This is a genomic window from Fibrobacter intestinalis, assembly GCF_900167415.1.
In the GTDB taxonomy this organism is placed as follows: domain Bacteria; phylum Fibrobacterota; class Fibrobacteria; order Fibrobacterales; family Fibrobacteraceae; genus Hallerella; species Hallerella intestinalis.
The window spans coordinates 1-20,243 of record NZ_FUWU01000022.1; the positions used below are offsets into that span (position 1 = coordinate 1).

12 protein-coding genes are annotated in these 20,243 nt (G+C 50.5%); 9 read left to right on the forward strand and 3 right to left on the reverse strand.

The annotated features are described in order from the left end of the window. Window positions 1-38: 38 nt before the first annotated feature. The 3 genes from B5D40_RS07410 to trpB all read right to left on the reverse strand — a co-directional run bounded on the left by B5D40_RS07410 (window position 39) and on the right by trpB (window position 3,301). Window positions 39-896 (reverse strand): hypothetical protein, encoded by an 858-nt coding sequence (locus B5D40_RS07410; protein WP_078776404.1) that lies wholly within the window; start codon window positions 894-896, stop codon window positions 39-41. 382 nt (window positions 897-1,278) lie between these two features. Further along, window positions 1,279-2,031 carry a tryptophan synthase subunit alpha gene (gene trpA / locus B5D40_RS07415; RefSeq protein WP_233134205.1) on the reverse strand — a complete coding sequence of 251 codons (753 nt, stop codon included), beginning with the start codon at window positions 2,029-2,031 and terminating at the stop codon, window positions 1,279-1,281. Continuing rightward, entirely contained in the window at window positions 2,024-3,301 is a 1,278-nt protein-coding gene (gene trpB, locus B5D40_RS07420) for a tryptophan synthase subunit beta (protein ID WP_078776405.1), read from the reverse strand. The genes trpA and trpB overlap by 8 nt, the downstream gene beginning before the upstream one ends. On the opposite strand from trpB, the gene B5D40_RS07425 reads away from it, so the two are divergent. The 9 genes from B5D40_RS07425 (at window position 3,287) to mfd (ending at window position 20,171) form a co-directional block, all read left to right on the forward strand. Beyond that, window positions 3,287-3,481, forward strand: coding sequence for a hypothetical protein (locus B5D40_RS07425; RefSeq protein WP_078776406.1), 195 nt, complete (start codon window positions 3,287-3,289; stop codon window positions 3,479-3,481). The genes trpB and B5D40_RS07425 overlap by 15 nt on opposite strands. 30 nt (window positions 3,482-3,511) lie before the next feature. Then, the gene (gene mnmG, locus B5D40_RS07430) at window positions 3,512-5,371 is read left to right on the forward strand and encodes a tRNA uridine-5-carboxymethylaminomethyl(34) synthesis enzyme MnmG (RefSeq protein ID WP_078776407.1); all 1,860 of its coding nucleotides are present in this window, start codon (window positions 3,512-3,514) and stop codon (window positions 5,369-5,371) included. 125 nt (window positions 5,372-5,496) lie between these two features. Next, on the forward strand, window positions 5,497-7,170 hold the full coding sequence (locus B5D40_RS07435) for a LamG domain-containing protein (RefSeq protein WP_078776408.1): 1,674 nt from the start codon (window positions 5,497-5,499) through the stop codon (window positions 7,168-7,170). A 96-nt stretch (window positions 7,171-7,266) separates the two neighbouring features. After that, on the forward strand, window positions 7,267-9,858 hold the full coding sequence (locus B5D40_RS07440) for a rhamnogalacturonan lyase family protein (protein WP_078776409.1): 2,592 nt from the start codon (window positions 7,267-7,269) through the stop codon (window positions 9,856-9,858). Window positions 9,859-9,867: 9 nt separating this feature from the next. Next, window positions 9,868-11,697, forward strand: a complete 1,830-nt coding sequence (locus B5D40_RS07445) for an InlB B-repeat-containing protein (RefSeq protein WP_078776410.1) — start codon at window positions 9,868-9,870, stop codon at window positions 11,695-11,697. A 1-nt stretch (window position 11,698) separates the two neighbouring features. Next, entirely contained in the window at window positions 11,699-13,438 is a 1,740-nt protein-coding gene (locus B5D40_RS07450; protein ID WP_078776411.1) for an SGNH/GDSL hydrolase family protein, read from the forward strand. Window positions 13,439-14,636: 1,198 nt separating this feature from the next. Next, window positions 14,637-15,914 (forward strand): serine hydroxymethyltransferase, encoded by a 1,278-nt coding sequence (locus B5D40_RS07455; protein ID WP_078776412.1) that lies wholly within the window; start codon window positions 14,637-14,639, stop codon window positions 15,912-15,914. A 184-nt stretch (window positions 15,915-16,098) separates the two neighbouring features. Then, window positions 16,099-16,830 (forward strand): endonuclease, encoded by a 732-nt coding sequence (locus tag B5D40_RS07460; protein ID WP_078776439.1) that lies wholly within the window; start codon window positions 16,099-16,101, stop codon window positions 16,828-16,830. Beyond that, the gene (gene mfd / locus B5D40_RS07465; RefSeq protein ID WP_233134206.1) at window positions 16,827-20,171 is read left to right on the forward strand and encodes a transcription-repair coupling factor; all 3,345 of its coding nucleotides are present in this window, start codon (window positions 16,827-16,829) and stop codon (window positions 20,169-20,171) included. Before B5D40_RS07460 ends, mfd begins: the two co-directional genes overlap by 4 nt. Window positions 20,172-20,243 lie beyond the last annotated feature (72 nt).

The window sequence follows — 20,243 nt, forward strand, 5'->3', positions numbered from 1 at the left end:
ATTTTAGAAAACCTTGCAATATTTTCACAGGGTAGAAATCAGTTTTTCCCAATAGTTATGCGGGCTGGGCGGGATTTTAAGGGACGACTAAATATTTTATAGGCATATCGCGTGGAGTCTGTCTGTCGGTATGGTGGTGGGAATTTGGCAAGCTGTTGATAGTTTCTTGAGTTCAAATCCAACTTGCAGACGCCTAAATCGTATGCGGAAACAAAGAATGTCCCGGAAATTTCTACAGCACTCAAAAATTGCAGGCCGTCTTCCTCTTCGTATTGATTCCAATTGGAATCCTTTTGGATGGCGATAACGGTCGTGATGCGCTTTGCCGCTTCTTCAATGCTGTCCTTGTAGCCGGCCAGATTGACGACTAGGCGGTTAGAAGTCCTTCCGATGCCCATAACGTCGAACCATCCGCCAGCCCCCACTTCTTTTTTTAGCAACCTTTTCCAATTTTTTTCTTCTGGGGAATACTTCCAGATTTCCCCGGAACGGTAGGTTCCCACGTAAAGTCCGCTGGAATCTGCGAAAACATTTTTTACATAGGCATCTGTCGGCGGCGCAATCGTGTTCCAGACCGAAGAGCCGATTTTCGAGATGAAAACCCTTGGCGAGAACGTGCGATAATTGGGCTTGCCTTTAACGGGAGACATCCAGTTATCCCTTATAATGAGCCAGTCTTTGGAATGTGTGACTTTCCGTAGGCTTCCACCGCGCTCATTGTCGATGACGGGACTGAATCCCGCCGGCTGCCATCCGAAATTTTCGGAAAGTTCTTCTTCGCATGCTTCGCTGACCAAAAGCTCCAAGGGAATCATCGGTCCTTTGCAGGGGTCTTCCGAATGTGTACTGCAGGCGATCACTGCGAAAGCGAAAAAGAAACTCAAATAAAATTTCATCTAGAACTCATATAAATGTGTTCATTAAATCTCCTGTATTTTTTTAATGGTAAAAAATATTGTAATTGTGTCAATAACACGTGAGTTTTTCTAGTACAAAAAAAAAAGGCTTATGTGCAAAATTCCACCCGATTTGTTTGAAAGCTTTCTTCAACTTGAAAATGGAGAAATATTGCAACGGCGGTTCTGTTAAGAATTCAGACGGTAGCGGTTTTTATCTTTGGCGAGAGCTGCATTTCTGCGGGCTTAAAGTATTTAGCGGCTGAAGTTCGTGCCGTAGCGAAGCATTCCCACTTGTCCCTAACCCCTTTCTTATACAAAAACTCCCCGGAAAATTCCGAGGAGTTCTAAAAATTTCGGTCAGATTTAGGCCATTTAAGGTTCAGAGTCCGCAGAGTTCGCGGGCTTTCGCCTCGACCGCTTCGGAAAGCGCTTTTTCATCGTGGGCGTATTTTTTGATCAGCCTGACGAAAACGGATCCGGCGATGACTGCTTCGACGGAATTTGCGATGGCTTTCGACTGTTCGCCTGTGGAAATTCCGAAGCCGCCGTACACCGCGGAACCTCCCTCCCGCACCTTGGATATGAACTGGAGGGTTTCATCATCGATGACCGTCGTCGTTCCCGTGATGCCGACGCGGAGCGATGCGTAGATGTGCGGAAAACCCGCATGCGCCATTTGGGAAAGTCTCGCCTCGTCCATGCTGGGACTTGCCACGGGAATGTTCTCCATCCCGTATTTTTTACAAGCGGCGGTCAGTCCTTCGTCGTGGTCGAATGGCAGGTCGGGGATGATCATGCCGCGGACCCCCGCTTCGCTCGCACGCTTGCAAAAATTTTCGACTCCCGGCGTATAGACCAAAGAGGCGTAACTCATCAGGTAAATGGTCGTTTGCGGAAAAGCTTTGTGTATTTTGGCGATGAAGGCGAGGCCGTCGCTGACGCGGTAATGGCGACTTAGAACTTCGGTGCAGGCTTCCTGAATTGCCGGACCGTCTGCGGAAGGATCGCTAAACGCCAACTGAATTTCCAGAATATCGGCACCGCCCTTGACCATGGCCGAAGCCGCTTGAAAAGAGATTTCGTCTGTCGGGTAACCAGCGACCAGATGACTCATCAATTTGATTTTAGGCATTGGCTGTTTCTCCTAGTAATTTGGCGTTGTGAATATCCTTTTGTTCGTTGAGACGCTGCAATTCGCTTTGCAGGAAACGTTTCCATTCCTCCGGTCGGAATTCCGGGCTGGTAATGAAAACGTCCTTGTCCCCGCGCCCCGACATATTGATGACGATGGCTTTGTCTTGCGGAAATTCCTTGGCGATTTTCATGGCTGCCGCACCGGCGTGCGCGCTTTCCAAGGCAAAAAGAACGCCTTCGTTTTGCGCAAAAAAACGGACGGCTTCCAGAGCTTCTTTATCCGTCGCGCTGACAAATTCAATGCGCCCGCTTTCTCCCAAAGCAGCCAGTTGCGGTCCGATTCCGATATAGTCGAGTCCTGCGCTGATGGAACGCGTCGGCAAGGAGTTCCCGTCTTCATCGACAAGAAAACGACTTTTATATCCTTGAATAATGGATTCTCTGCTGGCATTTCCCAGCATGCGGCAGGCATTTTCACCGATTTTCGGACCGATTCCGCCCGCTTCGACGCCGATGAGGCGGGGCGATTTTTGCTGGAGAAAAGGACTGAAAAAACCGATGGAGTTGGAACCGCCGCCGACACAGGCTATCATGGCTGCGACATCGATATTCCGTTCTTCGCATTGCGCTTTGACTTCTTCCCCGATAATGGATTGAAAGGACCGGACAATATCGGGAAAGGGGGCAGGGCCTAAAGCAGAACCCAGAACGTAATGCGTGGAATCGGGATTGCTCGCCCAGTCGCGCATCGCTTCATTGACGGCGTCTTTTAAGGTGCGCGAACCGCTTGTCACCGAACGTACCTTGGCGCCATAAAGTTCCATAGCGGCGACATTGGGCTGCTGGCGACGAACATCGACTTCGCCCATATACACGGTGCAATCCAAGCCGAGTTTAGCGCACGCCGCGGCGGTCGCAACGCCGTGTTGCCCGGCTCCGGTTTCGGCGATAATCCGTTTTTTTCCCATGTATTTGGCTAAAAGGACCTGGCCTATCGCATTGTTTATTTTGTGGGCACCCGTATTCGCCAAGCCTTCGAGTTTGATGTAAATCTGCGCGCCGCCCAGGTGTTCTGTCGCTCGAGGGGCAAAAAGCAGCGGGGTTTCCCTGCCGATGTAATCTCTCCGGATTTCTTGCAATTCCGCAGAAAATTTCGGGTCGCGGGAAAAATGCCGAAACGCTTCTTCCAATTCGTCCAGAGGGCGCTTCAAAACTTCGGCGACGTATTTGCCGCCGAAGCGGTCGAAAAAGCCATGATTGCTGTTCATATTCTTCCTTTACAAAAAGAAAAAGACCTTCCGAATACGTCCGGAAGGTCCTTAAAACCAGTGAAAAACACAAAAACCGGACTTATGTCAAGCCCGACGCCACCAGCAGTTGGTGTTTCTTGTGTTTTGCATGACGCAAAAATAGACATTGCAAAAAAAATTGGCAAGGGTATTTTCTAAATTGGCGTTTCAAAAAAAAGAAGGCTCGTGATGAGTGCAATTCTTGAACAGTTTGATGTAGTTGTGATTGGCGGCGGACACGCCGGAATCGAAGCGGCGCACGCGGCGTGGAAAATCGGCGTGAAAACGGCCATGGTGACGATGGATTTGAATGCCATCGGCAGAATGTCCTGCAATCCAGCAGTGGGCGGTGTAAGCAAAGGGCAAATTGTCCGCGACATCGACGCATTAGGCGGGCTGATGGGAATTTTGACGGACAAGGCGGGCATCCAGTTCCGGATGCTGAATCAGAGCAAGGGACCCGCCGTATGGGGACCGCGAGCGCAATGCGATTTGAAAAAATACAGCGAATGCGCACGGGAAGCTTTGGAAAGTTGCGTCGGACTCCATCTGATTCCCGGGGAACTCGCAGCCTTTGAAAAAAATGCCGATGGAAATTTTGAACTGACCCTTTTAAATGGAGCGCGCTACGAAACCCGAACGCTGATAATCACCAGCGGCACTTTTCTGGCGTCCAAAATGTTTACCGGTCTCGAAACGAGTATCGGCGGGCGCGTGGGGGAACCCAGCGCGGACGCGCTTTCAAAGTCCATTCAGGCAAACGGGTTGCAGCTTCGGCGATTGAAAACGGGAACGCCCAGCCGTCTAGATCCTTCGACTATTCATTTTGAAGAATGCGAAGTCCAGCCGGGGGACGCAAATCCCTGGCCGATGAGCGACCGGCATGCGGAAGCGATTGACAATGGCAACGTCTGCTGGATTACGCGGACGAACTTGAAAACGCACGAGATTCTGCGTTCGGGCTTCAAGGACAGCCCGATGTTTTCCGGTCGCATTCAAGGGAAGGGGCCGCGCTATTGCCCGAGCATCGAAGACAAAATCAATCGATTTGGCGACAAGGACGGGCACCAGCTTTTTATGGAACCTGAAACCAAGGACGTTTCCCGCATTTATTTGAATGGATTCAGTTCGAGCCTGCCGGCGGACGTGCAGTTGAAAGCCTTGCACACCATTCCGGGACTTTCGGAAGTGCGGGTCATGCAGATCGGCTATGCGGTGGAATACGACAGCATCGATGCCACGCAGCTTTATCCGACTTTTGAGTGCAAGCGGCTTTCGGGTTTGTATTTTGCGGGGCAGGTCTGTGGCACGAGCGGCTATGAAGAAGCGGCGGGGCAAGGAATTGTCGCAGGAATCAATGCGGCACTTAAATGCCAAAATGCGGAACCCTTTATTTTGGGGCGTTCGGAAAGCTACATCGGCGTGATGGCGGACGACCTTTCGCATTTCCTTTTGGACGAACCTTACCGGATGTTCACCAGCCGTGCGGAATACCGACTTTTTTTGCGCTCGGACAACGCCGACTCTCGCCTAAAGGAAAAAGCGCGTAGTCTGGGCATGATAACCGACGCCGACTATGGAGCCTGGACCCTTCGGAAACAGGAAATGGAACGGGTGAAAAAATCCTTGGCGGAAACGAATGTCTCGGCTGCGGAAATCAATCCGTTTCTGGAATCGTTCGGCGAAGCGCCCGTTCGGGAATCCGTGCGGCTGAACACGATTCTGCGTCGGCCCAAAATCGACCCCGAAGCGTTTTTTCAAAAATTCGTTCCGGACAATAAGCTCATTCGCCGCGATTTGTGGAATCTTTTTGCCGAAGAAGCCTATGCGGGATTTTTTGCCCGCCAGGAAAAGGAAATCGAGCATGAAAAGAAAATGGACCGGATCAAATTGCAGCCGGACATGGACTATAGCCGGATTTCCGCCCTTTCCATCGAAAGCCGCCAACGACTCGCCAACGCCAGACCGCTTACCGTCGGTAGCGCATCCCGTATTCCCGGCATTCGTCCCTCCGACGTGATGGTTCTTGCGCACTGGGCCGAAAAGTAAATTTTTGGCAGAATCGAAGCCTGATTCCCGCTTGAAAACTCCCGCCATTGTCTATGGACAACAGAGACGATTATTTTTAGCGGCGCATCCCTTCTTTGGATGTATATTTCTTTTAGGTGAATGGGATGATACGTCAAAAATATGATAATCTGCTCTGGATTCTGCTGGCGATACTGGCCGCTTTTTTCACTTTGAGCTGTTCGGATGACCGGACATCGCTGGGAAATAGCGCAGAATCTGGAAATCCGGAAATTGCGGGCGTTCTGTATTTTGCCGACGGCTCGTTTGCCGCGCGCATTCGCGTCCGGGTCGTTCCCGATGATTTTTCCGTATGGAGCGATTCTGTCGATTCCCTTTGGACGACTTGGACGGATTCCTTGGGCCGTTTTGAATTTTCAACCCTCCCTTCCGAAATTTTTACGCTGGAAGCCGAGGATTCCCTTTCGGGAATGCAGCTGGTGCAGATGGGCATATCGAAAGATTCGGAAAGGGAAAATATCAAAGGCTACTTGGAAAATACGGGAAGCGTCCGCTTGGGTGCAGAAAATTTTGCAGACGGCACGACCGGAGTGGTCTATGTGCCGGGAACGACGATTCTTCGCCCGGTGACGGTGGAACTGGGCAATATCTTTGTGGATTCTCTGCCTGCGGACTCCCTTTGCCCGCTGATTTTCCGTTCGGATTCTGGGGATTCTCTGGAGGTAAACGAACCTGTTCTGGTTGTCGCTGACTCTGTCACAAGCGTGCAATCCCATTCCGTTTCGTTGCGTTTCCGCATTCCGCTCGACATGACCTCTTCGGGAATCGCCCTGGACGAAGACTTGCGCAATTTCCCGTTGGAAATTCGCCTGGATTCTTCGGACTACGATTTCCGCGGACTGGAGCGACTTCAAGGCGCGTGGAATGCCGTGCTTTGCGGCGATACCCTTCCGCTTTCGCTATCTTATGCCGATTCGGAAAAAGGAATTTTCGCCTTTTGGACTCGGATTGCCAAATTGCGGACGAACGCAAAAGATACGCTCTTCCTGTCGTTTGAAGAAAATACAGAAGCATCGCTTCAATCGCAGGGAAATGTCTTTTCGGACGGTTTTATCGCCGCTTGGCATTTTGATGAAGGGGATTCGACGGCAAGAGACGCTACGGGAAACGGTTTTGACGGCATTCCCGAAGATCTGTCCGTTGCCGACGAGGCGGTTGCCGGCGGAGCGCTTTATTACGACGGCAGTCAAGGGGCCGTGACCATTCCGAATTCGGCGACCGGCGCTTTGGATTTGACTCTCCAGACTTCGGTCACTTTTTCCGTCTGGGTTAAAATGGAAGGGCTGGACCGTTCGCGCGTTGTTTTTGGAAAGGGAGCTTCTCAATATCACTTGATGTATTTGGCGGGAACAAACGAGTCCAGCTGGCTGTACGAAATCTTCACCGACGAGATTCTGGATTCCTCCAGCAATTCCGCAAGATACTGGTATATGGACTCCTCGAAGGCTTCCGAAGAATGGACGCATCTGGCGGTGGTCCAAGATTCGAGCGGAGCGGCCCTGTATGTAAACGGGGAAGTCGCCGCCTCTTCGCCGCGGATAGGAACAAGTACGACCGTGCGTACGACGGACAGCCTTTTTGTCATCGGCAAATTGATTTACCCGGCGGATGATCCGACGGATTTGGTGACGCATTATTTCAAAGGAGTCATCGACGAATTTCACGTTAGCCGCAATGCGCGATCCTCCGCCTGGATTTTAACGACTTATCAAAACCAGAATCCCCAAAAGCGCTGGCCGGTTCCCGAATTTATCGATTAAGGGAAATTTACAAACGTTGTCCGTGGACTGCGGTTTTAAACCGCTGAAAATAGAATTCTCCAACGGGAGGGTATTTTATTAGAAAAAGGAGTTTCCATGAGCGTGTTTGGGTGTAAATTTCATTCTTTGGCGATTTGTACGTTGTTGGGAGCGGGCGTTTTCGTTTCTACAGCGCAGGCTTCGCCGCAAATGGAAAAATTGGGCAGGGGACTTTCCGTGGCGAAAGCGGGCGAAGGAATGTTCGTGTGCTGGCGACTTTTGGGAACAGATTCTCCGCAGGCGACGTTCACGCTTTTTCGGGATGGCGCAGAGATTGCGAAAATCAACGGCTCCTCATCTACTTGCTATGCGGACAAGGCGGGGAACCCAACAAGTAAATACGCCCTTCAGGATGAAGCCGGCATCGTTTCTTCGCCCGCAATCGTCCTCGGGAATTATTACAAAAATACATACGGACAAGCGGCCTACACGAACATTCCTCTAGATGTCCCCGCGACACTCACCATGCCCGACGGCTCGGAATGCACCTATTCTCCAAACGACATGAGCGTGGGGGATTTGGATGGCGACGGCGAATATGAACTGGTTCTCAAATGGGATCCGAACAATTCTCAGGACAATTCCAAAAACGGCTATACGGGAAACGTCTATATCGATGCGTATAAATTAAACGGCAAAAAACTTTGGCGAATCGACCTCGGCAAAAATATCCGGGCGGGAGCGCATTACACGCAATTCATGGTTTACGATTTGGACGGCGACGGCTATGCGGAAGTGGCGATGAAGACTGCGGATGGAACCATTGACGGCAAAGGAAAAGTTATCGGCGACGCGTCGGCGGACAATCGCTCTTCGGCGGGGACGATTCTTACCGGAAACGAATACTTGACGGTTTTCAAAGGCGAGAGTGGCGAAGAAATTACGACGGTGGACTACTTGCCCGCGCGTTCCATTCTGGAGCAATCGAAAAGCGTCGGACAATGGGGCGACGACTACGGCAACCGCTCGGAACGCTATCTGGCGGGAATCGCCTATTTGGACGGCATCCATCCGAGTCTCATCATGTGTCGTGGCTACTATACGGCAGCATACATTGTCGCCTGGGATTTCGACGGGAAAAATCTTACGCAGCGTTTTTATCACAAAAGCGATGTACCCGAACAGGGGCTTTATGGCGAAGGCAATCACAATTTGAGCATCGGCGACTTGGACGGCGATGGCTTGGATGAAATCGTTTACGGTTCCGCAGCATTGAAGCATGACGGCACTCTTTTGTATCGCACGGGATTCGGGCATGGCGATGCGATACACTTGTCCGATATGGATCCGGACAGGCCGGGATTGGAACTTTGGGATGTTCACGAGGAGCTGACTTCCGATTACGGATTTGAATTTCGCGCAAATGATGGAACCGTGATTTTTGGAGAAAAGACGGGAACGGACAACGGCAGGGGACTGGCGGCGGATATCGATTCCACGAGTCGGGGTTTTGAAATGTGGAGCACGGCAAGCGGCAATGTTTATAACGTCAAAGGGGAAGTTGTCGGCACGAACAAGCCCTCCATCAACTTTCGTCTTTACTGGGACGGCGACTTGCAAGATGAGCTTCTCGACGCTACGGGAAGCGGCGGCTCTGGCGGCAAAATCGAAAAATGGAATTCTTCGACAAAGGGCGTGGAGAGAATTTTGAATATCTATGACATCAACGGTTCCACATTGAACAATTACACCAAGGCGAATCCCTGTCTTTCGGCGGATATTTTTGGCGACTGGCGGGAAGAAATCATCGTTCGCACGACGGATAATGCTTCTGTCAATATCATTGCGACCCTTGCCGAAACGCCGCACCGGGTTTACACTCTGATGCATGACAGGCAGTACCGCGAGAGTGTCGCCTGGCAGAATGTCGCCTACAACCAGCCTCCGCATTTGAGTTATTATCTGCCGGACAACGTGGGCGCGAATTTGAAGCAGCCCGATATTTTCACGATTTCCGCTATCGAAAAAGATTCGGTAAAATTCGTTTCGGTTTTTGAAGCGTCGGAACCGGATTCGGCAAGCGGTGGCTTTGTGGAAACGGACCATGCGGGCTTCTTAGGAAAAGGCTATTACAATTTTGAAAATGCGCTCGGCTCTTTTGCGACATATTCTTTGGAATCCTCCAAAGCGACGACGGCGATTTTGGCGATTGTCTATGCGAATGGCGGCACGGCTAACCGCCCAATGCAAATTGTTTTGGGCAAAAAAATGTATTCGGTGAATTTCCCGGCGAACTCGTGGGACATTTGGGACACCGCTTTTGTGGCTGTCGAAATTCCCCAAGGCGAATTTGATTTGAAACTTGTTTCCGCAACGGATGACGGTGGCCCGAATATCTGTATTTTCGCTTTCGATGTGGCGAGCGTCAGTAAGGCGTCTAGCGGCGAAACGACAGCATTGAAAAATGTCTATGCGGAATCTTTCAAGGTGCGCTCGGGCATATTACGGACAAATTATTCGGGAACGGTGAAAATTTCGATTTACGACATTCGGGGAAATCTTGTTCGGACGCAAATTTTGGATGTGCGTGCGGGAAGTAATGCTGTTTCCTTACGAACCGAAAGTCTTTCAGCGGGAATGTATTGCGTGAAAGTTTCAAACGGAACGCGTACGCTCTCCATTTCGAAATTCTGGATTCGAGAAAAATAGGAAGTTTCCATGAATGCTTTGAAAAAATTTTTTGCGGCTCTTTTGACCGTGTGTTTGACGGCGACTTCCCTTTACGCCAAAGTGACCATTTACCTTTGCGGCGATTCGACCATGCAGGATTGGAAGGATGGCTATTACCCCAAGCGCGGAATCGGTCAGGAGTTTTCGTTCTTTTGGAATGCGGATGCGGTAACTGTCGTCAATAAAGGAGTCGGCGGTTTATATGCTAAAGGATTTTACGAAAAATACTGGTCGGAAATTTTGAATAATTTGCGCGCAGGGGATTTTGTCATTTTGCAATTCGGCATCAACGATCGCAGTTACAGTAACGAGAGCGAGTTTCGGGAAGCGACCACGCAGATGGCAAAGGAAGCGTTGGAAAAGGGAGCCATTCCGATTATTGTGAATCCGGTGCGTCGAAGCGATTTTCGCTATTCCTCTTCGGCGTTGACGGTGCCGGACTCCATTTATGAATCCTATCACGCCTATCCGATTATCGCAAGAGAAATCGCCGCCTCGTTGAATGTTCCGTTGATAGATATGGATACGCTTTCCCGCAATTATCTGCTTTCCGTGGGGCAGTTCTATGCATTGCGCTTTGTCAATCTTTATTTGAACGCGGGGGAGTATTCCACTTACCAGAATGGAAACTCCGACAATTTGCATTTGCAGCAGAACGGTGCCGAAGTTTTTGGGAGAATCATCACCGAGCAGATGCGCGTACATCCGAATGCCGATGTTCGCAAACTTTCGGAATCGCTTGCCCCGATGTATGCGCTGAAAGTGAACGTGAGCCCGGAAGGTTCCGATTCGGCGACGACGATTTCGAGCTATTATCCGGCGGGTATGACGGTCACCCTCAAAACCATTCCGCAACCGGGAAAAACTTTTTTAGGCTGGTTCGACAGCGAAGGCAATAAACTTTCCAACTCTATAAGCTCCGTGCAATCGGAATATATTTGCACCATAAAAATGGGAGCAAAATCCACCGGCGTGACAGCGATTTACGGAGGCGGTTCGTTCGTCCCTTACACGGGCAGCGAAGCCGCCTTGACGGATTTTCCCAAAGGAACTCCCAAAATTTTGGAAGACATCATTCCATCGGCGGGAAATTCGGGGGACAGCGTTTCCGCTTTTGACAAGAAAATTGCCAGATGGTTTGATGCCTCGGTTGAGCCAGATTCCTTTGATGTTGGCTGGAGCGAAAATACCAATGCGGGATTTACCGGAAATGGCTACTGGAATTTTGACAATGCGGTCAATACATTTGCCGATTATCGGATGGAATTTCCTTCGGCGGGTTATGTCACCATGGGAATCATTTATGCCAACGGCGGAACTTCTTCCCGGCGATTGAACGTTTATCTGGAGCATGATTACCATGTGGATTTCCCATCGACGGGAAGCTGGGAAAATTGGGACACCGCTTGGGTGAATGTGGATTTGGCTTATGGCGAGGAAATGCTCCGATTTATTTCGCTCACGTCGGATGGCGGCCCGAATATCGATGCCTTCGGCTTCAGTATTGACGGCGTCTTACGGAAAACAACGCCAAGCGATTCCGTGAAAGATTCGACTTTGAAAATTTCGCGCAAAATAGCAGCTTTGGACGCGGGCATTTCTCTTCACGGGAAAACTCTCGTGCTGAATCGCGCAGGAAGGGCTTCTGTCCGGCTTTTCGATTTGCACGGCAGGGAAGTGTGGAGGCGATCCTCGGAAATGGTGCGTGGAACTTTGGAATTGCCCATTCCCGAAAATTTGCCTGCGGGAATTTACCGGCTGGTTGTCCGCTTGGGAAACGAAACTTTAAATGCTAGTTGGCTAGAACTTGGGAAATAAAATGAAAAAGTGGATTTTTGGCGCGTTCTTCTTTTGCGTTCTCGTTGCGATTTCGATAAGCGAAACCCAGTCGGCAACAATTTATGTCGTCGGGGATTCCACGGTACAGAGCTATGCGGAAAAAGCCTACCCGCAAACGGGCTGGGGGCAAATCATCGGCAGTTTTTTCGATGCGTCTAAAATTGCGGTTTACAATGCGGCAATCGGCGGCAGAAGTTCGAAAACCTTTATTCAGGAAGGCCGCTTGAATGCGCTTGATGGGAAAGTAAAAAACGGCGACTATCTGTTTATTCAGTTCGGGCACAACGACCGCTATTTCGGGAGTAAAGAAAGGGAAGTTCCGTTTGATTCTTTGGAGTATTGGCTGAACCAGTATCTTGAAAAGGCTAAATCTTGGGGCGCGACGCCGGTATTGATTTCTCCGATGATGATGAAGACCTATCCGCGCAACGTATTTTCGTCGAAGTATTCCACGCGATCGGAATACGATGTTCGGGATTTGATGGAAAGCATGGCAAAGAAAAACGGCATTCCCTTTGTCGATTTAAATTACCGCTCTTACGTCGCCTACGGAACGGAGCTCTCGGCCGCTTATGTTTCTCGCTATCTCTTTAAGTACTTCTTGGCGGGCGAATACCCGAATTATCCGACTGGCGTCACTAATGACGGGACGACGCATTTTCAGGCGGCGGGTTCGCTCGGTCATGCCGAATGGATTGTCGAAGAATTGGAGAAATCTGTCGGTGCGGAATATCTCAATGCCGCTTCCAAGGCTGCTATTGTCAAGCTCGTTTCAGCAGTGAAACCGCGCTACCGCATGACTGTGAACGCGAATGTTTCTGGCAATTCTGGCCTTATTACGCACAGCCAGGAGCTTCCCGGCGGAGTGCCGCTTGTGCTGCATGTGAGTCCCGGCAGTTTCGGGAAAAAGTTTTTGCATTGGGTGGACGACGGCTGTAATGTCCTCACGGACGATTCTAATTTTTACGGACAGAAAACCCTCTACCGGAATGCGACTTACACGGCGATTTTTGAAGGCGGAACGGATTGCCTTCCTCAAAGCCATACGGTCGAAGATTCCACATTTTACAGTTCTAGCAGCGTGGAAATTTCAAGCAGTTCCTCGCTTTCTCCCAGCTCTTCTGCGTCCAAGGCTTGTTCGGATTTGCGCGGAAACGTAATGTGGAAATCTCCCATCGATATGGTTTTCCCTGAAGAGGGAAATGGAACGACGGACACCAATCACGTTGGCTTTAGCGGACTCGGATTTTTCAATATTGAAAATCGGGAAGGCAGTTCAGCCGTTTTCAAACTCGTCTCGGAACAGTCGGCATCCAACGCCAAGCTGATGATTCGCTATGCGAACGGCAGCACCAATGCCCGCCCAATGAAAATCACCGTCGATGCGGGAACGTATGAGGTGGATTTTCCGCCCACGGCGAGCTTTGATTCCTGGGACAGCGTTGTCGTGGAAAACGTTTGGATGGATGCCTTGCCCTTTGACTTGAAAATGGAATCGCTGACTGCGGAAGGCGGCCCAAATATCGATATGATTGCTTTCGACATCGTCGGGGTTTATCGCGACGGTTGCTCGACCGCCCGCATGGAAGAGGATGACACTGCGAGACTCCGCAAAAATGCCGCGAGACAATTCGGCAGTTTTTCTCCCCGATTCCGTTTTGACGCACTCGGAAAAATCCGCCAGCCGGACAAAGCGAAAAACGTTTACTTTACGCATTAAGGGAAAATGAAGCGAAAATCAAAGCTTTGGGATGAGTGCTTTTACTCGAAAGTCGCCTTATCGAATGTCAGTTATTAGTGGATAGGAATCGTCACCCCGAGGAACGTGAGTGACAAAGCAATTTAAGGATTGTTTCACCTTTTCGAGGTTCTGGTGCTCGGCGGCCTCTTTGCTACAGTGGGCGATTTCCACGTGAAATTTTGCTAAAACTTTTCTCCGCTAATTTTTACGTGAAAACTCGCTGAAATTTTCCGCAGACAATTTTCATGTGAAAACGAGTCAAAACCAGTTTGCGTTGACTTTCCTCCTTCAACAACCGACCCCTGCCCTTCGATAAACTCAGGAACCGCCGGTTAGTGAGCCTGCCGAACTAGTCGAAGGGCTCCAACCATGCGCTTTGTTATTGCGAACCGTTTTGAGGAGCGGCAACCCCATACTGGCATCTCGTCATTGCGAGCAAAGCCCCATGAGCCTTGGGAACTTGTTCCCTTAGACGAATTGTCCCTTGCAGGGATACTTCAACTATGGAATCGAAGATTCCTAGTTTCAGGGATGCGCCGCCGTGGCAATCATGTCAGCGGCACGTCATTGCGAGCAAGGCGAAGCAATCCTTGCTGGCATCTCGTCATTGCGAGCAAGGCCCCATGAGCCTTGGAAGCTCTGCTTCCTTTAGGCGAATTGTGCAAAGCCGAAGCAATCTTGTCTGCGTGAAAAGGATTGCTTCTACACTTCGAGTATAACTCCACTAAGGTAACAAAGTTACCAAGTGTCGTATATCCACATAGAGGATAACTCCACTAAGTCAATAAATTGACAAGTGTCGTATAACCCCTTCGGGGTTCGGGGTGACGACTGCAGCCTACACATTTTGTAGCCGTTTTCACGTACACACGAGCCAGAATTTTCTGCGTTGGACAATTTTCACGTACACACAGGCTAAATTGGTAGTTAGCAGTAGTCGTTATTAGTGGATAGGAATCGTCACCCCGAGGAACGTGAGCGACAAAGCAATATGGATGCCGCATCTCCCTTTCTCTCCGTTCTAAACACTCCTAACTTTAAACTCCCCACAGTTCACTCACTTTTCCCTCGATGCCCTTTTCGGCAAAAGGCGAATCTTGCTAGGTCCAGTCGAGTCTTCCGTGAATTTCCCAATTCTTTTCTATATTTAGGCCACCTTTTCAAGGAGTTCACAATCATGATGACTTTGAAGCAAGAAGATCCGGCAATCTACGACCTCATCCAAGAAGAAGCCGATCGTCAGGAATACGGAATCGAACTGATCGCCTCCGAAAACTACACGTCCAAGGCGGTGATGGAAGCTATGGGTTCCGTCCTCACCAACAAATACAGCGAAGGCTACATCGGCAAACGCTATTACGGCGGCAATCAGGTCATCGACAAAATCGAAGCGATTGCGATTGAACGCTGCAAGCAGCTGTTCGGTTGCGACCATGTGAACGTCCAGCCGCTTTCCGGCTCTCCGGCCAATGCGGCGGTCTATTTTGCGGTTCTGAAACCGGGAGACAAGGTTCTCGGTCTCAAGCTGGACCACGGCGGACATCTTTCCCACGGTCATCCTGTGAATTTCTCCGGAATGCTTTATAATTTTGTCCAATACGAAGTGGACAAGGAAACCGGACGCATCGACATGGACAAAGTCCGCGAAATCGCTCTGCGCGAAAAGCCGAAGATGATTCTTGCGGGTTTCTCCGCTTACAGCCGCAATCTGGACTGGAAGCGATTCAAGGAAATCGCCGACGAAGTCGGTGCGCTCACCATGGCGGACATTTCGCATATCGCCGGCCTGATCGCGGGCAAGGCGATTGAATCTCCGGTGCCGTATTTCGACATCGTGACGACGACGACGCACAAGACCCTCCGCGGTCCGCGCTCCGCCATCATCATGTGCAAGGACAAGATGATTCAGAAAATGGTCAAGGGCGAGCTCAAGGAAGTTTCTTTGGCGAAAGAAATCGACAAGGGCGTTTTCCCGGGAATGCAGGGCGGACCGCACGATCACATCACGGCGGGCAAGGCGGTCGCCTTTGGCGAAGCGCTCAAGCCGGAATTCCAGACCTATGCGAAGAACATCATCAAGAACATGCAGGCGATGGCCGATGAATTGATGAAACTCGGCTACAAAATTATTTCGGACGGAACGGACAACCATCTGGTCGTCATCGATATGACTTCCAAGAACGTTTCCGGTAAAGAAGCCGAAGTCGCTTTGGAAAAAGTCGGTATTTCCACAAGCCGTTCCACGATTCCGTTCGATCCGCGCAAGCCGATGGATCCCTCGGGACTTCGCGTGGGAACCGCAGCCATTACGACTCGCGGCTTTGACGAAAACGATTCCCGCAAAGTGGCCGACATCATGGATCGCACGATTCAGAACAAGGACAACGATGAAGCTCTGAAGGCCATCCGAGAGGAAATCGTCGATCTCTGCAAGGCTCATCCGCTTTACAAGTAAGGCGTCTTTTGCAATTCCAGAAAAGCATTCTGCAAAATAGCGGAATGCTTTTTCTATATTGTTCCTATGTCGTTTTGATGCGCTTTTAAAATTCGCGTTTGAGCCGACGAATGCGAATTTTCATTTTGGAAATTTTTGTCTTTGATACTCTTTGTTTTAGATGGCCATGAAAAAAAAGTTCTATATGCCGATTATTCTCGCTTGGATTTTGGGAATCCTTTCCGTTGCCTGTGCCAGAATGCCCGAATCCCCGCAGCATTACAATTTTGCAAATGCCAAGAAACAGATGGATCGCATCTATTACGGCGATTTGCGAGTGACGGTTTACTGCGGATGCACTTATAAGAACAATAAAAAGCCGAACGAAATCGATTTTGAAAGTTGCGGATTTCAACCGCGAAAAAATGAGAATCGGGCGTTCCGCATTGAATGGGAGCACGTCGTGACCGCGCATAATATCGGAATGTCGCGCCAATGCTGGCATAAGGACGGCAAGCGCAGCGCCAGAAAAAATTGTGAAGAGACCGATCCGGAATTTGCTTTAATGGAAGGGGATTTGCACAACCTTTTGCCCAGTATCGGAGAGGTGAACGGCGACCGCAGCAATTTCATGTTTTCGCAATGGACAAATTCGCCAGAACCGATGTATGGCCGCTGCGAATCCATCGTGGATTTTAAAAACCGCAAGTTTCAGCCGCGAAAAGAAGTGCGCGGAATGCTCGCCCGGATTTCCTTTTATATGGAAAAAACCTACGGCATCACGATTTCCAAGGAACGCCGACGCCTGTTTGAATCTTGGGATAAACTCTATCCGGTGAGCGCTTGGGAATGCGAACGAGATTTTCGCATATACAAAGTGCAGGGCGACCATAATCCGTTTGTATTTGAAAAATGCCGGGAAGCGGGGATTATATGACGACTCTAGATTTTTCCGATTTTTTTTCGTCTCAAAATCTGGGGGGGCTTTCCGCTTTTTCGGAATGGCGTTCCGGAATGCTGCACGTCGAAGGTCTTTCTCCAGCAGCGGAAGCCTTGATGGTCGCCGATCGTTTTGCCAAATATCCGCAGAGCATTTTGGTCGTCGTCGATGATTATCGGAACGGCGAAATCTGGATGCAGAATTTGCAAAGCCTTTGCGGCGAAGACAACGTCCGATTTTTTCCTGCGCTGGGAATCAAGCCTTACGAAGCAAAACTGCCGTTCGACGGCATTCTGGAAGAACGCTTGCGCTTTTTCAAGGCAGCGGCTGGGAAAAAGCCTTTTGTTGCAGTGTGTCCCATCGATTCCTTCTTGCTACGGATGCCGTCCGCAAAAGTGCTGGAAAAGAAAAAGCTGGAATTTCATGTGGGCGATGTCGTCGATCCGCTTTCCCTGCGGAAAACTCTGAACGACCTCGGCTTTGTCGAGCAACCCGTTGTCGGCTCCGTCGGTGAATTTTCCATCCGCGGCTGCATTGTGGACATCAACCTGTTTATGTCGGAGCATCCCGTCCGCTTGGAATTTTTCGGCGACGAAATTGAAAGCATCCGCCAATTCGATATATTTTCCCAGCGTTCCATCGAGCGATTGGAATCGATAGAGGTTTATCCTCATGGCGAATTTACTTTGACGTCAGATGAAAAATCTCGGATTCCCCAGGAAGAAGACGCTTTGCTCTGGTGGCGGCGCGCGGAATTTGAAGAACTTTCAGCTAGCGTCCTGGATTATATGCCGGATGCGGCTCTCGCCTTCTGCGGCCTTTCCCATTTAGAAGAGCTGGCAGCAAAAATCGGAGCGTCGCAAATCAAGGCTTACGAAAAAGCCATCTCCTTTTCGCAGAAAGTTTCGGAACCGTCCGCGCTCTGGTGGCGTTTTGATGCGTTACGAAGCTCCATCGAAAAAAGAACTTCTCTGAATTTTACGCGAGCGCAGATGGATTCCTCGAACTGGATTACCATTTCCATGCGCCCCCAGACCAAAGGCGTCGAAGGAACGAACGGCCTGATTCGCGAAATCGAGAATTTTCATTCTTTGGGCGGAAAAATTTTCCTGCTCGCCCATTCGGAGGGAAGCGCGCAAAGATTGCAACATCTTTTTGAAGAAGCGCCTCTAGAAGGAATTCTTGTGGGGGATATTTCGGAAGGGTTCTGGGCGGATTCGGAAAACGTGGCGTTCCTTTCGGAATCGGGCATATTCAACCGCACGGGAAAACCGCGTCGCAAGCATTCCGTTTCGGGTTCCGTATCGGACGCTCTGCTTGTCGAATCGCTGAATCGAGGCGATTACGTGGTGCACGAGGATCACGGCGTGGGCCGCTACCGGGGACTTGTCCGCGAAAAAATCAACGGCGGCATGGTGGACTGCATCCTTTTGGAATACGCGGGCAATGACCGTTTGAAATTTCCCGTTTCGGACTTGCGAAAAATCGAGAAGATGCCGAATACGGAAGAGGTCTCGCCCGAGCTTGCCCAGTTGGGAACCAAGACGTGGGAACGCCTCAAGGAACGCGTCAAAAAGAAGGTCGTCAAAATTGCCAAAGAGCTGGTGCAACTTTACGCCAAAAGGGAACTCGTCGAAGGTTTCGCTTTTCCGCCGGATTCCCGAATGCAGCAGGAATTTGAAGCGGCTTTCGAGTTTACGCCGACGCCGGATCAGACTCGGGCGACCGCGGAAATCAAAGCGGACATGGAAAACAGCCGCCCGATGGACAGGCTGGTCTGCGGTGATGTCGGCTTCGGCAAAACGGAAGTCGCCATGCGGGCTGCGTTCAAATGCGTCTATTCCAAAAAGCAGGTCGCCGTTCTTGTTCCGACGACCATTCTGGCGGCTCAGCACTACGAAACTTTCCGGGAACGATTCGCCGCTTTCCCCGTGAACATCGCGCTTATCAACCGTTACAAAACCGCGACGGAAAAAAAGAAGCTTTTCAAGGAAATTTCCGAAGGGAAATTTGACATCGTCGTGGGAACGCATTCCCTCCTTTCCAACCAAAGTTCTTTCAAGGATTTGGGGCTTCTGATTATCGATGAAGAGCAGAAATTCGGCGTCAAGCAAAAGGAACGCCTGCGCGAATTGCGCTTGACCGTCGATACCCTCAGCATGAGTGCTACACCCATTCCGCGTTCCCTGCATCTTTCCCTTACCGGAGTCCGGGATATTTCCCTCATCAATACGCCGCCGATGAACCGCCTGCCTGTGGAAACCAAAATTTTGCAGCGGGATGACGCTGTTCTCGCCGAAGCGATTCACGACGAACTCGCCCGGGGCGGACAAGTCTTTGTTGTAAATGATCGCGTACAGAGCATTGAAAACCTCGCCGAAGATATTGAGGCAATGGCACCCGGAGCGCGCGTTGCTGTCGCGCACGGTCAAATGGAGGATCGCGATTTGGAGCGGGTCATGGACGCTTTTGTCAAACGCCATTTCGACATTCTGGTCAGCACGACCATTATCGAAAGCGGATTGGATGTACCCAACGCCAATACCATCATCATCGTGAATGCGCACCATTTCGGCATTAGCCAGCTTTACCAGATGCGTGGGCGTGTCGGTCGCTCGGATGTTCTCGCTTACGCCTATCTGGTCATTCCGAAAAATGAAATCGTTTCTGCCGAATCCACAAAGCGATTGCAGGCTTTGGAGCAGTTCACGGATTTGGGCAGCGGCTACCAGCTGGCCATGCGCGATTTGGAAATTCGTGGAGCGGGAAATTTGTTGGGTTCGGAGCAGCACGGCTTTATTTCAGAAGTCGGCTTTGAAACTTACGTCCGCCTAGTTCGGGAGGCTGTCGAAGAACTGCGTGGCGGTGGGGAAGGCGCGCCCAAATTGCAGCCCCGCGTCGAATTGCCCGTGGATGCGTTTTTGCCAGAAACCTACATCGCCGATGGCATTTCCCGCATTTCCATTTACCAGAGGCTCGCCAGAATTTCCAAGCAGGAAGATTTGGCCCCCTTGTATGCGGAACTGGAAGACCGTTTTGGTCCAGTCCCTCAGCCTGTCAAAATGCTTTTCTCCGTTTCGGAAATCGCTTTGGTTGCGGCAATGCTGCGCATACAAGGAGTCGAAGCCCGGCGCGGAATGCTCGTGTTCACTTTTGCCGAGTTTCCTCCGCCCGATCCCAGAAAGCTCGCGGAAATCGTTGCGAAATCCCCTTACACGATGCGCTATGTAGGCAACTCGCCTTTGCAAGGAGCTGTCGAACTCGCAACCCAGTCCAATGAAGAAATGGCGAACCGGGCTTTGGCATTTTTTAAGGCCATTTCTTCCGAAGCCGTTTGACGCATTCTAAACGCAAGCAGTGCCGCACTTGAAGACAAGTATTCCGTGTTACTTTGTTCAATTTCAAAGCGT

Coding starts and splice junctions, on each gene's coding strand:
- B5D40_RS07410 (WP_078776404.1), bottom strand. CDS start 896: ATGAAATTTTATTTGAGTTTCTTTTTCGCTTTCGCAGTGATCGCCTGC.
- trpA (WP_233134205.1), bottom strand. CDS start 2,031: ATGCCTAAAATCAAATTGATGAGTCATCTGGTCGCTGGTTACCCGACA.
- B5D40_RS07425 (WP_078776406.1), top strand. CDS start 3,287: ATGATTGCTGTTCATATTCTTCCTTTACAAAAAGAAAAAGACCTTCCG.
- trpB (WP_078776405.1), bottom strand. CDS start 3,301: ATGAACAGCAATCATGGCTTTTTCGACCGCTTCGGCGGCAAATACGTC.
- mnmG (WP_078776407.1), top strand. CDS start 3,512: ATGAGTGCAATTCTTGAACAGTTTGATGTAGTTGTGATTGGCGGCGGA.
- B5D40_RS07435 (WP_078776408.1), top strand. CDS start 5,497: ATGATACGTCAAAAATATGATAATCTGCTCTGGATTCTGCTGGCGATA.
- B5D40_RS07440 (WP_078776409.1), top strand. CDS start 7,267: ATGAGCGTGTTTGGGTGTAAATTTCATTCTTTGGCGATTTGTACGTTG.
- B5D40_RS07445 (WP_078776410.1), top strand. CDS start 9,868: ATGAATGCTTTGAAAAAATTTTTTGCGGCTCTTTTGACCGTGTGTTTG.
- B5D40_RS07450 (WP_078776411.1), top strand. CDS start 11,699: ATGAAAAAGTGGATTTTTGGCGCGTTCTTCTTTTGCGTTCTCGTTGCG.
- B5D40_RS07455 (WP_078776412.1), top strand. CDS start 14,637: ATGATGACTTTGAAGCAAGAAGATCCGGCAATCTACGACCTCATCCAA.
- B5D40_RS07460 (WP_078776439.1), top strand. CDS start 16,099: ATGCCGATTATTCTCGCTTGGATTTTGGGAATCCTTTCCGTTGCCTGT.
- mfd (WP_233134206.1), top strand. CDS start 16,827: ATGACGACTCTAGATTTTTCCGATTTTTTTTCGTCTCAAAATCTGGGG.